The sequence below is a fragment of the Chryseobacterium sp. CFS15 genome, assembly GCF_031118795.1.
Lineage (GTDB): Bacteria > Bacteroidota > Bacteroidia > Flavobacteriales > Weeksellaceae > Chryseobacterium > Chryseobacterium indoltheticum.
Genome location: NZ_JAVHYL010000007.1, coordinates 146,457 through 163,253 on the forward strand (window position 1 = coordinate 146,457; position 16,797 = coordinate 163,253).

The window sequence follows — 16,797 nt, forward strand, 5'->3', positions numbered from 1 at the left end:
TAATCTATTTTTTCCATTAGCTTTTTCTCCATCTACTGCTTCTGTATAATGAATTTCTGGAACAGAAAAACAACTACAAAAAAATAGTAGTGCAGATAATAACCATATTTTACTTAGTTTTTTCTTCTGGAACATTTTGTATTATTATATCTCGTTGTTCTGGTATCATGCCATTACCCATCCTTGGAGCGTGCATAAGATTCCATGTTTTTACTTCGTTTTTAATTGGATTCTTCTTATCTGTATCATGTCTCAGTCCAAAAGTATGTCCAGTTTCATGCGCAGCTGCTTCTCCAGTCATAGTTTTTCCATTTGGAACTACTTGCATATTATTTTGCTGGCTATTGCCTATATAACCATTAACAGGGTCTGCATCTTTCCCTTCTAATTGTATCATTCCTCTTACAACCGTATCATCTTTGACAGTAACCGGATTCCCTTGAGTATCCAATACTGTATCAACTATAGAAATTGAATAATCACCATCTTTTACAGTACTTACGGTTTCAAAATTAATTTTTCCAATTTCAATCTTATCACCATTAGTTAATGATCCATTATATGAGTTTTTCATATTATTAACATAGCTTGTTTGAAAATCCTTCATATTTTCAGATGTAAAATTCTTAGCACCATTTACTAATTTTATATCAGCATTTAGTGTATGAGTTTTTGTTCCATCTTGATTCAGCGTTGTTGATCTTACCCATTCTAAACCTTCTAATTCTCTTCCATCAATAACTCTATTTTCAGAGAAATTATAGTGAGACTGATAAGCATATTTTTCAGATAGAGGATCAATATTAAAGAACCTACCCACGTCGGGCATGTAGTTTCTCCATTTAAAGGAGTAGAAGCCTGTTTCCTGTAACTCTTGTCCTTGGTACTTGTAAGATTTATACGAACCGCCAAAGAAAGCATTTCCCGTTTTCAAATGATTCATCCCAAAAGGATAATAATCATTAGCATCTGTAATCTCAAGAATACCAAAACTGTCTCTACCAAAACTCACCCGTGCATTCCCCAAATGATCTTTATACTGGTAAATATACTGATCTTTCTGGTAATCGTAAAAACCTTCTGCCGTTGGGAAAAACTGTAGATCCTGAGTTTTCAAAATGGCAGCAATTCCACCAATAGGATTGATTATTCCCGGATCTGAAGGCTCAATAAGAGCCTCAAGACTGAAGGCCTCTATCTCCATTGCTCTGCTGGTTTCTACAGGTGCGACAAGCAATAATTCTAAATCTCCCGGACTACCGCCTCCCAATACTTCCATTTTTGTATTCTTGTACTGGAATCCGTCGAGATAATCGGTGATCTCAGTGGTAACAGTGGAATTACGGAAACCCGTTACTGTGCTCACCGTATTTTTCCTAAGCTTTGAGCCGTCTGCTTTGTATAATGTAGTGGTATAAAGGTTTTCATAACCGTTTCTGTCTATACTTATAGTATTGGGCAGGCTCAGATGATTATATTCTATACCGAAAATTCCTTTGTCAAACATCCTTGTCATATTGCCGTTTGCATCATAATCTATTGGCCATCCTCCACCTTCATATCCTGCAAAATTATTGGACAGGTCATTGATATTAGTAGCTTGGTTTCCATTATAGGTATAGCTCAGATCATCAATTACCGTTGCAATATTAGTTCCTATACTGAATACGGAGGTTCTGTATAGATTGGTAATGTTTCCATTCAGATCATAATCTAAAGATTCTGTATTCTCTTTGCTGTTAGGATTATTCGGGTTTTGGTAATATCCTGCCAGTAGCCTATTGAGTCTGTCATAAGCATAACCATATCTTTCAGGCGTCGTGGATGGATTTTGTCCTATCACCTCCACAGCTCTCCAATCTACTTCGGCAATGTTTCCGTTGTATTTTGCTTTTACATCTTTTCCAGGAAATTGGGTAGAGCTGGGATTTTCTATTCCATCTTTTTGATTGTATTTTATGTTATAAGAAAACAGCTTGCCTCCCAGATTGTCTAAAGTCATCTGGTCTTTGTTGATATGGGTCATCCAGCCACGGATATTGTAGGCATAATCGATGCTTTGAAGATTGTTCCCTATCTTTTTATTGGCTAGTTGAGACAGTTCGTTGTAACTGTTTTCGGCAAGCAGCTCTTCCGTATTGTTGTCTACCTGATGATAATGCTGCAATAGCCTGTTTTGGGCATCATACACAAACCGTTCTTTTACGGCTATTCCTGATTCATCCTCTTTTCTCAGGTGATAAGTGTATACTTTTTGCGGACTTCCCGAGAAATCAAGCTCCGATTCTGTTTTCGTATAGCCTCCCAAATGGTTAATAGAATGACTTCCGACCGCTCTTCCTTTCTGATCGTACCAAGTGTAATTCTTTGTCCAGTTGTCGTCTTCAATGTTTTTTATATAACTAGCCAACGGTAAACTTTTGGTACTGATGTTTGAGTTTTGAGCGTCTTGTGAAAGAATATCCTGTCCTAAAATCTGTGTAGGAATTGCAGGAGTGTCCGACGGATAAGTATCGTAGTAGTTGACAGACAATACGGTTTCTATCTGATTATAAAATGCATTGGTATAATAAATCCGCATTCCATTTCTGGCAAAGCCTCCGCCTCGTTCTTCAATAATAACATAATTATCAGTTATAGTTTGTAATCCTCCACGATTTTGACCGGGAAGGGGCATAATTCCTGTATAAACTACTCTTCCAAACTTATCATATTTTGTGATGAGCCATTTGGAGTCTGATCTTAGATTAGCATCCTGTGTTGCCACAAGACGGTCTGCTTTATCATACACCATATATTCCCAATCTTTTCCCGGAAGCTTCTTTTCAACAAGGCGGTTTCTGCCGTCATATTTGTATTGATAGCAAAGATTATTTAATGTTACATCAGGAAATGTACCCGTGGTTAAACTTTTAACCGCTTCTACTGCTAAAGGTGGAATGACATAAGCCAGCTGATCATAATCATTGTAAACATAATAAGTATCTGCATTTTCTGTGGCACTGATTGCCTTGCTTACCATTAAAACCTGGCCTTGACCATTTTTATATTCAATGGTCGTATTTCCGTCTTCATCCGTTACCGTATTTTTGTATAACCGGGCACTACCATACGAAGGTGATAAAGTAAGTTGCGATTCGAAAGTGGTATAGTTAAATGTGGCTGTAAACTTTTTCACCTCTCCGTCAACATTCGCATCGTAATTAAACGTCACAGGATGGGCTTGCCAGTCTGTGCCGGGCTGTACCTGAGATAAAACCCTGTCTAAAGGTGATGCTTCGAGATTGGAATGACCAAAAGCAAAATTATCACCATAATACGTCGTGGCTGAAGATTTTACGCCTGCTTGAATGCCGCCATTCAAGGTATTCATCGGGGCAGGAAGCCAGGAATCGACCTGTCTGCCGAAACCGTCATATTCAATATGATTTACCATATCTTTTCCTGTAGGTGATGCTTTTACATTCACAACCTGTTTAGCTCTGCCTAAACCGTCAAAATACTGTACTGTTTCTGCTGTCTTTGAAGCGCTCGCTCCATTATAGTCTAAATAGGTTTTAGAATAAACATAGTTTTCATTTGTGCTCAGGTTCAAAGTCTGACCATGGGAAAGACCCACTACAAACAGTGCACTGATCGGAAGGATTATTTTTTTCATATCTGGTTTTTAGTGTTTGTAGTTGTATAGGAATTCTTTTATGATTTTACCGTTGACATCCTTGATGCTTTCCAACCTGTTTGCAGAATCATATTTGTAAATTTCTCGGATTCCTGATGGCGGGGTAATACTCGTTACTCCAATCAGTGGATCATAGGTATAGGTGGTAATTTGAGCATTTTGTAATGCTATGCTTTTTCTGAAAGCATCCAATTTATCAATTAAAGTTTGCTCAGTGCCTGCATTAATGTCAGCATCGGAAGCAATGATAATTTCTGATGCCAATCCGTTTACTACAGAATAGGATAATCCTGTTACTTTTGCAATAGGCTGGGTGGAGTTGTAGCCCCAAATGATTGTTGTAGGAATATTTTCTTTTGTCGTGTATTGTTGGAGGTTACCTTTGGAATCATACTGATCGTAAGTAATATCTGTGGCAACTATATTCAGTAAATCTGTAGAATTTACTTTATAAGGTAAAACTAATCCAGAGGTTTTTGTATCAGCTTCAGATTGGCTTAAAGGATATAAAGTTTCTGATTTGGAAATTATTTTTCCATTTTTTTTAGTCTCTGTTTCTAATGGAATGCCCACTATATTTTTATATAATAGATAATTATTCTGTTTGTCAGATGCATATTTATAAAATGTTTCGTGTATTGTATGATTAGAATCTATTTGTCTCTCCTGTATCACATTATTTTTATTAATATTAAACAAGTCATTTTTTATAGTTTCTTTTTCTGTTTCAACTACTCCTTGACTGAAATAATCTTTACTAATCATTTTTTCGCTTTGTATATATGAAAGCTTATACCTTTCATCAAAACCTAATAATTCTCCCGTAAGAAAATTTCCAAAATTTATAAAATTATAGATATAATTGTTTTCTTTTTGTTTAATGTGAGTTTCATTATAAATTTCGGATTTGTCTAATATTCCAAACTGTGTATTATAATAATTAGGTCTCATTATATGATTACCTATCGGCGTTACAGGGTAATCTTCTGGTATTTTATAATAGTATTTGGTATATCCCTTATTGGTAACTTTAACGTTTTTATATACATAAACAGATGATCCACTAGATAAAGCTAAACCTGCATACATAAAATTATACACTGTATGCCCGCTTGATTTCGAATTATCATTAAAGTCTTGATAATTATATTTTTCAGAAAGAGAAGGAATTACTGAATTTTTGTCGGTAAAGTATTTAATCTCCTTAATTCTTAAATTGCCTCCTGTGGGTGCAGTAGATTTTATGAAACCGTTCTGATAATTAGCTGCAAAAACAGCATTTTCACTAAAAGATGGTACAGTGCTCTTATTATATTTTAAGCTTGCAAAATAGTCTCCACTTTCTAATGGAAGTGTCATAATAGAGGGATTTAAATAATTAAGCCATGAAGATATTGCGTCATAGTTATTTCCATTTTTTTTAAATAACATGAGTTCCCAAAATTGCCCTGGTACATTACTTTGTATAAAAACATTAACAGTTTTATTTTCGGTTAAGGTAAAAAAAGGTTTTTTGTCGGTTGGGTTAAATGAATCGAAAGAAACTGCAGATAAATCAACATACTTTGGTGTTGGAGTATCGAATTCTACAAATCCTGTCGGTTCAACTTCAAAATCATATTCGATTTTACCACCAGTTGAAAGCGTAACTTTGTTTATAGCCCAAGAATACAAATACATATTTTCGGCTCTTACAGGATGTGTAAATAAGGTATAATCAAACTGTGTATTTTCTATTACTTGTCCATTTTTATCAATTTTTGAATATGACATCAATTGCCGTGGCTGCATTTCATTAGTTACAAAACTACTGTGATCTCCTTGATAATTAAATGTGTATTTTTGAACCTGAAGGTTATTCACATCTTTTAAAACAATTCTTTCGATATTCAGTCCTTCATGTTTTCTAATTACAGGATAAACATCAGAATTATAATTTATTTCTATTCTACCCCTATCTTTTATCTCTATACTTTTTAGCTTTTGACTGGTACTATTACTGCCAACCACCCCATTATAAGGGTAATAATTATATTTTACAATTTCTACATTATTTTCATCAAGAATAGATGTCAGACGAAAAGTACTTTTATAACCTAGATCAAGATACATAGGCTTAGAAATCAAACTGTCTGTAACACCATCTTTAGCTTTAATCATGTGGGTTGTGTAATGCATAAAAACATTAGTCTGAACAGACGTATCATAAATATTAAACTTATATTTAATTCCTGAAGTATTAGTTACAGTAAAAGATTGAAGAAGAAGTGTGAGGTTATCGTTTGTTCTTTCATAATCAATTTTTGATTCAAAATCAGAAAGAGGTTGCATTGAGAACGTATTATTAACAATGTCTCTAACAAATCTGAAACGTCCTGATTCGTCTAACGTTGAAAAGCTGTAAATATCATCAAATATATTTTTTTTATACCACTGGGAAAAGAATTGGCTAAACCTTTCATCTATATCATCATTAATTTCTCTGGAAATTGCACCTAATCCTAAAAGTGACCATCCTTGTCCCATATCTCCAACCCATTGCGAAGGTGCAATACCTCCCGAATGATAATTTAATGCTAGTTTAATATTTACTTTTTTATTATTCGTTGGAATATTAAAAAGATCATAGGTTATATTGGGAACACCGGTCTGAATTGAAACAGGAACATTGGCATATGAACTCATTGAAGATGCTGTAGGGTTGGGCTGAGTAATACCCAAATTCATTTCAGCACCTGACTGCTGCTGTGCATTGATAAATTTTGTTAAAACAATCAATATTAATAGTATTATTTTTCTCATGTGTTTTTATTTTTTAATTAATTTAGCATTAGCAGTCTTCTCAGTATCCGTTTTCACAACGACCAAATACGCCCCCTGAATCAAATTCTGCGTATTAATTTTAGTTACCTTATTCTTGGTTTTCAAACTCTGAAGCTGTCTTCCTCCCATATCGTAAATAATAATATCCGCTTCCTTAAAGCCTTGATCTGAGCCTGTCGAAGAGTCAAATCCGATTTCAACGTAAGCATAATCCGATACCGGATTAGGATAAATCTTAATATTCTGTTTTTCAATTAGCTGATCAATTTGGCTGTCTCCGAGTTTTAAAATCTTCCAGTTTTCTTTGCCTAATTCTTCGGCGCTTGTTCCCGCCAAAACAATAGAACCGTCCTTATTCATTTTCAGATCAGAAAGTCTTTCTTCTTTTTTTCTGGATTCTCCTTTTACATGTTTTCGCCACTGCTCGTTTCCATTATTGTCGATATAAAGCATCCAGAATGTTTCATCATCAGCTTCAATCCTTCCTTCAGCCTGCGTATAACCTCCCAACAGTATTCCTTTGGTTAGGTCTTGGTTCTTTTCTCTTTTATCCTGGCTCTTATTAATAACATTCATTCCCATCAGGATATCACGGTTTTTAAAATTGTAAGATTTCTGCCACTGTTCTTCCCCTTTTGTGTTTAAAGAAATCAGCCAAACATCAGTTCCTTCTTCAATTCCCACAGTTTTGTTTCCCGATCTTTCCGATCTCGATTCTCCACCGATAATATATCCGGATGAAGTAAAAACCATGGTTCTTAAATGATCATCACCCGTGCCTCCAAAATTCTTTTCCCATTCAATTTTATTGTCTTTGCTGAGCTTGATTATCCAATAATCGCCTTCACCGAAGTTCTCAGTGGACTTGGAATAATTGATAGATGATAATTGATCGTTGATTTTATTACTCGACGGTTTATCATTCATCATTGATCTCTTATCATTGATAAACTTTCCACTTCTAGAGTATACTCCAAGCAACGCTCCTCCGTCTGGAGTCGGGATCATTTTTTCTACTTCATCCAAACCTCTTCCACCTAAAATTAATTCTGAAAGAACTTTTCCGTCCTTATCCAGTCTTGTTACCGTCACATCTTTAGAGCCGAATCCACCTGAAGCATTCTGAACATTTCCTGCCACCATAAAACCAAAGTCTGCGGTCTGAATCACAGATCTTGCCTCTTCATCCTGAGAAGTTCCCAGAGTTTTCTGCCACAATTCATCTCCGAATTCATTAATTCTGATCAGCCAGATATCAGATCCACCTTTAGAAGCATCTTTTTTATCTAAACCTTTTCCCGAATAGGAAGTTCCCGCCAAAAGAAAACCACCCTCCTGCGTAGCAACTGTTGCCGATAAAAAATCGTGGTTTTGTCCTGAGAAATATTTTTCCCAGACTTCTTCCCCTTGTTGATTAAGTTTTACGAGATGAAAATCGTAGCCGTTATTCTGCTTTGAAGCTACAGATGACACTGCAGTTTTACCTGCTGCCTGAATACTACTCCCTGTGATAAGATATTGCTGATCGACTGTGGTGGTGACTTGTGAGAGAAAATCCTGAGTAGAAGATTTAATGTCTTTCTGCCATATCACTTTCTGAGAATAGAATACAGCAGCTGTACATACAAGTAATGCACTCGTGTAGAGTTTTTTCATAATTTGTGTTTTTGTATTTCTTCTTGCTAATTTAACTTTTTTTAACTAATTATAAAATCTCCTAATTGAGAATTAGTAACAGTTTATGATTATCAATATTTTAAAAGTAAATCAATATAACAACAAATCAATATGTATTAAGCATATAATTTTATTCATTTGATAAGGTTTTTTTGCTTTTATTCTGATTTTAAATAAACCTAAATTTTAAAAATAAGTTAAATATTCATCACGTGTTGATTAATTAATTAGATTTGACAGATTATTAATCTTTAAAAATACAAGTGATGGCAGAAAGTAAAAACAACATTGTAACTCATGGATTGAGTGGAAAAGTAGGTGACTTATTGGTATTTAGCCAAAGAAATGGTAAAACCATCGTATCTAAAGCACCAAAAGAAAGAACAGGTGAACTTTCAGATAAGCAAGAAGTACAGAAACTTAAATTTCAACGAGCAGTTCTATATGCTAAGACAGTGGTGAATGATCCTGATAAAAAGCAGATGTATGAAACAATGTCTGATGATTCGAAAGGAATTAGCGCATATAATGTTGCAGTAGCAGATTTACTGAATGCACCAAAAATTCAGGAAATCAATCTTTCTGCTTACACAGGAAATCCTGGTGATACCATCAGAATTATCGCAACAGATGATTTTGAAGTCTTACTGGTAACCGTGAAAATAGAAAATGCAGACGGTTCTCTTGTAGAGGAAGGTAATGCTGTAAGTAATGGTGCTGAGTGGATTTATACCGCCACAGTTTTAAACTCAGATTTATCAGGAGACAAGATCACAATTACTGCTTCTGATCGTCCTGCCAATATGACAGAAAAGTCTGAAACACTATAATTAAGCAAATCTGTTTTTGACGGAGAAACGACGGAGACATGACGGAACGATAGCCTATCAAAATTGGCTGTCAAAATGACAAAAACCACCGAAATTCGGTGGTTTCATTATATAAAATAAATTCTAAATTTTAATTAATCAATTCAAATCTCGCATATTCAGCGATTTTCTTAGGAAGTTTAATTCCTTCTGCCGTCTGATTATTTTCAAGCAAAGCTGCCATAATTCTTGGCAATGCCATCGCAGAACCATTTAAGGTGTGCACCAACTGAGATTTTCCGTCTGCTTTATAACGACATTTCAATCGGTTTGCCTGGAAAGTTTCAAAATTAGAAACCGAACTTACTTCCAACCATTTTTCCTGAGCGGCACTCCAAACTTCAAAATCATAAGTCATTGCAGCGGCAAAACCTGTATCACCACCACAAAGTCTTAATACTCTGTACGGCAACTCAAGATCTTCTAAAATAGACTTGATATGCTCTACCATTTCTTCCAAAACAGCATAAGAATTTTCAGGCTTTTCTAATCGTACAATTTCTACTTTTTCGAATTGGTGAAGACGATTCAAACCTCTTACGTGAGCTCCGTAACTTCCCGCTTCCCTTCTGTAGCATTGTGAAAATGCTGTGTTTTTAATTGGAAGATCTTTTTCATCCAACAAAACATCACGGTATAAATTCGTCACAGGAACTTCCGCTGTTGGAATCAGATATAAATCATCTGCATTGATGTAATACATCTGCCCTTCTTTATCCGGCAATTGCCCAGTTCCGTAACCAGAAGCTTCATTCACAACATGAGGAGGATTAACTTCAAGGTAACCTGCATCCGTATTTTTATCTAAGAAATATTGAACCAAAGCTCTCTGAAGTCTCGCTCCTTTCCCGAAGTACACAGGAAAACCAGCTCCGGCGATTTTTACTCCCAATTCAAAATCGATCAGGTTATATTTTTTTGCCAGTTCCCAGTGAGGAATTGCTCCTTCACCTAAACCTTCCACATCATGAGACTGATAAATAATTTCGTTATCATCTGCAGAAACACCTGCTTTTACCAATTCGTAAGGAACGTTTGGAATCTGATACAAAATAGTAAGCAAAGATTTCTCAATCCCTTCAAGCTGTAACTGTAATTCTTTACTCGACTCTTTGAACTGTGCTGTTTTAGATTTGGATGCTTCAGCTTCTTCTCTTTTTCCTTCTTTCATTAAAATACCAATTTCTTTGGAGATTTTATTGATCTCGGAAAGTTGCGAATCTAATTCAAACTGAATTTTTTTTCTTTCTTCATCGGTAACGATAGCCTCGTCTACCAACTCAAGATTCTTGAATTGTCTTTTCTTAAGACCTTCTAAAACGCGTTCTTTATTGTCGCGCAAAAAATTAACCTGTAACATAAATTAGTTGTTGGGTGTTTGATGATGGGTGTTTAATGCTAAATTTGATGAAGAAGCTTTTTGATAACTTCCATCATCCTGCATCACACATCCCGCAATTATGCAAATTTAAGATTATTTTATGACTGTAGCCACATTCGGTTGATCCGGAACTTTTGTAAACACCAATTGGTTGTTATAAAGTACTCTCGAAACTTCAAAGACAGTTGGTGACGAACGATAAAATATTTCGAGCTTATCTTCAACTACAGGAGCATTCTGCGTTTCGGATATTTTCTTGATCAAAGAAACCTGAATTTCAGATCTATAAATTTTATTTCCATCCGAATCATCTTCTACAAACTGCCTTGTTGCTCCTGCAAGATACTCCAGATAGTAAGTGGAATCAGCAAGCATTTTACGATTATAGCTTACATTCACATTATCTTTTTCTGCCAGTTCATCAATAAAAGAAACCCCGGTATAAGAACCTATTTCTGTCGGTTTCAAAAGGTCTTTTCCTGATGAATCTTTGATATAAATATTTAAAAGCTGATCTATTTTCTGCAGAGAATCTTCATCACTTCCGCAACTGAGAAGAGTGAGACACATACATAATATCCCCAAAAATGAATTTTTCATAGTACAAAGGTAAAGAAGATTTGTAATTAAGGAAGCTTTCTTAAATATAAAAAGAAAAATAGAAGATATCCACATCCTGAAATAAGCAATGTAGAACTCATAGCAACTCCCATCCCAATAACACCATAGACAGGGATTAGCAGATACGCTATAACTGGCAAAAGTATAAGGGAGAATAGGCTTATCCAAGTATTTACTTCAATTTTACCTACTGCAGGTAAAAGATTGCCATAAAGGTTACGTGTAAGCATCCCAAGATTAAAACCAATGAGGAGAATCATCAATAAGCTAGAATTGGCTATGTAAGCACTCCCAAAAAAAAGCTGTAAAATGTAGCTATCAAAAAGGAAAAAGAATATAAATATCCCGCCACAGATCGGTAGAAATATTTTGTGAAAATTCTTAACATAAGAAGTTAAGAATGCTTTATTTCTATAGTTTTTTGAAAGTATCGGAAAATCGGTTTGCAAAAAGCTTATCGCCAAAAATGTTATATTTGAAGGGATCAAAATAGCGACCCTATAATTGGCGACCGCATTTTCGTTCATCAAAAACCCAACCATAAGAATATCCAAAGAGAACAATGCCTCTGAGATAAGCGACGTAACCGCAGTAAAAATTCCGTAGCGCCACATTTCCTTATGGTTTGGGGGAACAAATTTCTTGAGCGAGTAAATGTCTTTTCTAAGCCAAAATAATGATAGATAAGGCGTAATAGCAATGGCCATGAGATAACCGTAAAACTTGAAAAAATAAGTAAGCACGAATACTAAGAGCAGGCCCCCTATATTAATGACGTTGTTGATTCTTGCAAAAGTTTGGTTTTCCCCTGTAATCCTATAAAAAGCCTGAATATGGCTAACAAAATAATATCCACCCAACCTTACCGCGCAAAAAATGAATACGTTCCAAATTTCTTCATATATATCAAAATAAAACAATGAAACACTTAAAAAAGCTATAATCAGTAAGATTTCGAAAAAAATCCCTTTGAAAAAAAAGTAGGAAGAGATTTTCAATTTTTGAGTTTCGTCCAATGAAATAGAACCAAATCTCATCAAGCTTTGTCCGCTACCGAAACCAGTAAAAGGTAAGAAAATTGCCAAAACTGAAAGGACTATGCTCAAAATCCCAAACTCGTTTTCAGGAAGAAGCCTGATGATCAATAAAGAACCCGCAAAGCCACAGACTTTAGCAATTAAAAAAGATAAGAAAACATAATGACCCTTATTATTAAAAAAACTTCTTAAAAAATCTTTTAGGCTTTTCATGATCTCAAACCTTTAAGAACTTGAGCATAAATAGCTGAAAATTTCATGGCAATCATTTCTTGTGAGAACGTATCTTTTGCATACTGAGAAAGAAATGACAGATCATCGTTCCTATCGTGTTTTAACATTCTAACCATTGCAGAATATAATTCAGCCTCATCTACTTTTTTAAGTAATATCCCCGCATTGTCCGGAAAAAACTCTCCTATACCTCCAACATTTGTAGAAATCACTTTGATTTCGCTTGCAAAAGATTCTGCAATCACACAAGGTTGATTCTCATCTTCACTGAAAAGAATAAAACAATTGGAACTTCCCATTCTATCAGCAATCTCATTTAAAGTCTGAATTCCAAAAACTGTGATTTTATCTGAAAACTTTGAATTTTCCACCTTGTTTCTAAGTTTATTGAGTATCTCATCATTTCCATCCCCACCGAGCTGAAATCTGAAAACAAATCCTTTATCTAAAAGATTTAGAGCCACATCCAATATTTTTTCCGGGTTTTTTCTGGGAATCAAATTAGAGACATGGATAAATGTGAATTCGGTATCAGCTTTTCTTTGAGGGACGAATAATTGAGTATTGACGACATTCGGAACAACCATCATTTTAGTTGTTATGCCCAAATCTCTTAGACCCAAAAGCAAATCGTTGGAAACAGGCAAGATAAATTCAGCTTGATTTCCAATAATGACAGCAGTTTGTTTTATAATTTTAGAAGTTACTTCGGCATTTATTTTTCTTAAAGCTGTCCAATGTTCAGTCACTACAAATGGAATCTTGTACTTCTTCTTCAAATATACTGCAAACAGCATATTATTATGAAGAATATTGGCATGAACCAAATCAGGCTTCTGCAATTTGGAAAAGCCCTTATTATAAGCTTTCATTCTCCGAAAAAAATTCTTAACAGGATTTTTGGAATTTTTATAATAAACAATTAAAGTTCTAATACCATTTATCAATCGATCATCAAACAAGTATTTTTCATCTTGGTCAAAATCTCCGATAGTGTGCAGTATTTCTACATTATGAACCAAAGAAACCGCTTCAGCGTGTCTTTGTACAAAATTACCGTTGGTGGGTTCTATTTTATTAGGAAACCAGGAAGAGATAAAGAGGATGTTTTTTCTTTCCAAAATTTATTTAGATGTATCTTTGTTTGCCTATTTACAAAAAACAGACTCTAACAAAATGAACGCTAAAATTAATAAAATTCTTTCTTTTATCCGAATAATTATTAAAAACCCGAGTCATATCAATCTTGTTCTTAATAACCAGATTGTGATGAATGAAGAATTTAAAAAATATTATCCCAATTTTATGTCTTTGCCTCAGATAGATATGCGACAGCTCAATGATGAAATCCCAGAAAATATTCAGAGCTTTTTGCTCGACGGAAGTTCACTGATTACTGATCTTCTGTTGCTTTCTACTCTGTCTGTCAGAAAAGAGGTAAATTCTTATCTCGAAATCGGCACCTGGCGCGGAGAAAGTGTGTACAATGTCGCAAAATATATTGACGATTGTACCACGATCAATCTTTCAAAAGAAGAAATGAAAACGATGGGATTAAATCCCAAATATGCAGAGCAACATGGTATACTTTCCTCCAAAAACCCAAAGATTCTCCATTTAGAAGGCCATACTAAAAATTTTGATTTTAGTAAGCTCAACAAAAAATATGATCTTATTTTTATTGATGGTGATCACAGCTACGAAATGGTATTGAATGACACCAAAAAAGTCTTCAATCACCTTGTACACGACCGTTCTATTGTGGTATGGCACGATTATGCATATAATCCACAAAAGATACGTCACGAAGTTTTCCGGGCAATTTTAGATGGTGTTGGTAAAGAAAACCATTCTTATTTATATCATCCTCAAAATACGATGTGCGCGGTTTTTATCAAAGATAAACTTACCTCTTCTCCTTTTGATGAAATGCTGATTCCTGAAAAGTTGTTTAACATAAAAATCCAAGAAGAGAAGTTCAAAGGCTAATCCAGATAAAACCCAGCCCAACTTCTTTTCAGAGGAAGTAAAAAATCTGAAAGGAAGGCAACGTAAGTCGATTTTGAAAAATCAAAAACTTCGATGTCGTTAGAAATTTCACCATTTTTCAATCCATTTTTGAAGTCAGTAAGCTTCAGTGTCTTTATTTCTCCATTTTCTACGAAAGCGGCTTTCATACGGTCGAAAAAGCCAAGCCCAAATTCTTTGTCCAATTCACGAAAAACACCCGTTAAAGAATCTATAGAACACCCCGAAGCAACTTCTTTATCCTCATCAACACAAATTACCACAAATTGGTTTTTTTCTATTTTAAATGAAGAAGATAGTGGTTTTCCGTGAGCTGCCCAATTTGCTAGAAAATCATAAAGTTTTTCTGTGATAATTTTTGCTTCTTTAGTTGTAAAAGGTCTTGAAGCGGGATATATGATAACTCGGTAATCGTTAGTTTCTACTATTTCAGAATTTTCAATTTTCATTGTCTATTAATTAAAGAGTAAAATTACGTAATTTTCCTGAGTTGGAAACCATTGTATTTCTTGCATAATGCATTTAGAAATATAATCAAAAGTAGAACTACAAATCCTATAAAGAATCTCAGGGTACCACCTTGAGGGAAAAATAGAAATTTAATATAAATATTTGCAAAAAACAATATTGCTAAAACTCTCAACCATGTATCTTTTGAAAGATAAAAGGTAGAACATAATAAAACAATGGAAACTAAAGTAATTCTTTTAAAGTTGATCAACTTAAATACGACAAGATCCCAATAAGCTTGAAATGTAAATTCTGCTTTTTGAGCTGAGATTATAGGTCTCCGGTAAATAAAACTGTCGTAAAAAACGTCTTTCCACCCTGGATAATTGTAATATTTAATGATCGCAACATAAATGATTACAATGGAAAATCCTTGAATAATTAAACTATAACTAATCTGTTTATCTTCTTTTAAATATTTAATAACCAAAACTACAAAAAGATAGCTTATTGCAAAAAGCACATAATCTGGTCTGATTAAAACGCAGCAAAGCAGAAAAATAAATTGTAGTAGTTCGGATTTTTTTTGAAGCACACTTATGATAAAAAGCATTAGAAATACAAAAACCAACATATCAGGTGTTGGATTTTGAGCCATGTCTCTTACCGGGGGAAGCCAGAAAATAAACAGAGAAAGCAATGGCGCTATAAAATGGTTTTTCGGAAAAAACAGTTTTAACATATAAAACAGAAGTAATCCCGATATAAAATAAGAGAAAATATTAACTAAAAGAACAGAGTGAGGTCCCGAAAATCCTAGTTTATACAAAAAATAAACCGCAGCATTAAAACCTATTTTAATATTATAATATGGCAATTGTTCGCCGAAAGCCGTATAGTCTGCATAGAAAACTTCATTTGGATAATTAGAATGCACAATGTCATTAAATTCTGCTTTTGATGCCTCTTTTTCAATATCAGAATATACCTTTTCGTGTGCTTTTTTTGCATCATCAGGAAATTCCCAGGAATAAACGCTGCCTAAATATCCAGGCATATCCCAATCGTAAACCCTATTCTGATAGCAGGAAAAAGTAAGAAAACTTAAACCTATAATAAAAAAAAGAAAGGATAAACCCCATTTTAAATTCATAACGCAAGATTATCCTTTCTGGAAAATATTTATAAATCTTCGGCTTCAGCCAAAAGTTCTACGATATCTTTTACTTCAACTTCGTTATTTTTATTGAAATGTTTCACACCATCCGTCAACATCGTGTTGCAGAACGGGCAACCTGTTGCAATGATCTTCGGCTCGAAAGAAAGCGCTTCTTCTGTTCTTTCCACATTTATATCTTTTTTTCCTTTTTCAGGTTCTTTAAACATCTGTGCTCCACCTGCACCGCAGCAAAGACCATTTGTTTTGCAACGTTTCATTTCAACTAATTCGGCATCCAGCTTTTCTAAAAGCATTCTCGGAGCTTCATACTCATTATTGGCTCTTCCCAAATAACAAGGGTCGTGGAATGTGATTTTTTTTCCTTTGAAACTTCCGCCTTCAATCTTCAGTCTGCCCTCATTCATCAACTCTTTTAAGAACTGTGTGTGATGAATTACTTCATAGTTTCCACCTAAATTAGGGTATTCATTTTTAAGAGTATTAAAACAGTGCGGACAAGCCGTAACGATCTTTTTTACTTCATAAGCATTCAGAACTTCAATGTTCGTCATTGCCATCATCTGGAAAACAAACTCGTTCCCTGCACGTTTTGCAGGATCACCGGTACAGCTTTCTTCCTGTCCTAAAACAGCGAATTCTACACCTATTTTATTTAAAATTTTGCAGAACGCTTTAGTTATTTTTTTGGCTCTGTCATCGAAACTTCCAGCGCAACCTACCCAGAAAAGAACTTCCGGAGATTTGCCTTCCATTGCGTATTCCGCCATTGTTTTTATATTGAAATCCATATCAGTTTCAAATTTATCAATATAACAGTG

The 16,797-nt window shown here is 34.6% G+C and carries 12 protein-coding genes; 2 read left to right on the top strand and 10 right to left on the bottom strand.

The features are described from left to right. Positions 1 to 109: 109 nt before the first annotated feature. Genes OH814_RS12845 through OH814_RS12855 form a run of 3 tightly spaced genes read right to left on the bottom strand, consistent with a single transcriptional unit; the run spans position 110 to position 8,158 of the window. Complete coding sequence (locus OH814_RS12845; RefSeq protein WP_308828416.1) at positions 110 to 3,658, bottom strand: DUF6443 domain-containing protein; 3,549 nt, start codon at positions 3,656 to 3,658, stop codon at positions 110 to 112. A gap of 9 nt (positions 3,659 to 3,667) precedes the next feature. Next, positions 3,668 to 6,481: a hypothetical protein gene (locus tag OH814_RS12850; RefSeq protein ID WP_308828417.1), complete on the bottom strand. Its 2,814-nt coding sequence runs from the start codon at positions 6,479 to 6,481 to the stop codon at positions 3,668 to 3,670. Positions 6,482 to 6,487: 6 nt separating this feature from the next. After that, positions 6,488 to 8,158, bottom strand: coding sequence for a T9SS type A sorting domain-containing protein (locus tag OH814_RS12855; protein WP_308828418.1), 1,671 nt, complete (start codon positions 8,156 to 8,158; stop codon positions 6,488 to 6,490). A 287-nt stretch (positions 8,159 to 8,445) separates the two neighbouring features. On the opposite strand from OH814_RS12855, the gene OH814_RS12860 reads away from it, so the two are divergent. Continuing rightward, positions 8,446 to 9,009: a hypothetical protein gene (locus OH814_RS12860; RefSeq protein WP_308828419.1), complete on the top strand. Its 564-nt coding sequence runs from the start codon at positions 8,446 to 8,448 to the stop codon at positions 9,007 to 9,009. Between the two features lie 130 nt (positions 9,010 to 9,139). Here OH814_RS12860 and serS read toward each other — a convergent pair whose 3' ends face one another. The 4 genes from serS to OH814_RS12880 all read right to left on the bottom strand — a co-directional run bounded on the left by serS (position 9,140) and on the right by OH814_RS12880 (position 13,442). After that, complete coding sequence (serS, locus tag OH814_RS12865) at positions 9,140 to 10,408, bottom strand: serine--tRNA ligase (protein WP_076561996.1); 1,269 nt, start codon at positions 10,406 to 10,408, stop codon at positions 9,140 to 9,142. A 114-nt stretch (positions 10,409 to 10,522) separates the two neighbouring features. After that, entirely contained in the window at positions 10,523 to 11,029 is a 507-nt protein-coding gene (locus OH814_RS12870) for a hypothetical protein (protein ID WP_308828420.1), read from the bottom strand. Between the two features lie 26 nt (positions 11,030 to 11,055). Next, positions 11,056 to 12,300 carry an oligosaccharide flippase family protein gene (locus OH814_RS12875; RefSeq protein ID WP_308828421.1) on the bottom strand — a complete coding sequence of 415 codons (1,245 nt, stop codon included), beginning with the start codon at positions 12,298 to 12,300 and terminating at the stop codon, positions 11,056 to 11,058. Continuing rightward, positions 12,297 to 13,442 (bottom strand): glycosyltransferase, encoded by a 1,146-nt coding sequence (locus OH814_RS12880; RefSeq protein WP_308828422.1) that lies wholly within the window; start codon positions 13,440 to 13,442, stop codon positions 12,297 to 12,299. Before OH814_RS12880 ends, OH814_RS12875 begins: the two co-directional genes overlap by 4 nt. 55 nt (positions 13,443 to 13,497) lie before the next feature. On the opposite strand from OH814_RS12880, the gene OH814_RS12885 reads away from it, so the two are divergent. Then, the gene (locus tag OH814_RS12885) at positions 13,498 to 14,310 is read left to right on the top strand and encodes a class I SAM-dependent methyltransferase (RefSeq protein ID WP_308828423.1); all 813 of its coding nucleotides are present in this window, start codon (positions 13,498 to 13,500) and stop codon (positions 14,308 to 14,310) included. On the opposite strand, the gene OH814_RS12890 is transcribed toward OH814_RS12885, so the two are convergent. Genes OH814_RS12890 through OH814_RS12900 form a run of 3 tightly spaced genes read right to left on the bottom strand, consistent with a single transcriptional unit; the run spans position 14,307 to position 16,767 of the window. Then, the gene (locus OH814_RS12890) at positions 14,307 to 14,798 is read right to left on the bottom strand and encodes a hypothetical protein (protein WP_308828424.1); all 492 of its coding nucleotides are present in this window, start codon (positions 14,796 to 14,798) and stop codon (positions 14,307 to 14,309) included. The two genes, OH814_RS12885 and OH814_RS12890, sit on opposite strands and share 4 nt — an antisense overlap. 23 nt (positions 14,799 to 14,821) lie before the next feature. Continuing rightward, positions 14,822 to 15,952, bottom strand: a complete 1,131-nt coding sequence (locus tag OH814_RS12895; RefSeq protein ID WP_308828425.1) for a hypothetical protein — start codon at positions 15,950 to 15,952, stop codon at positions 14,822 to 14,824. 29 nt (positions 15,953 to 15,981) lie between these two features. Continuing rightward, positions 15,982 to 16,767: a (Fe-S)-binding protein gene (locus tag OH814_RS12900; protein ID WP_076562003.1), complete on the bottom strand. Its 786-nt coding sequence runs from the start codon at positions 16,765 to 16,767 to the stop codon at positions 15,982 to 15,984. Between the last annotated feature and the right edge of the window lie 30 nt (positions 16,768 to 16,797).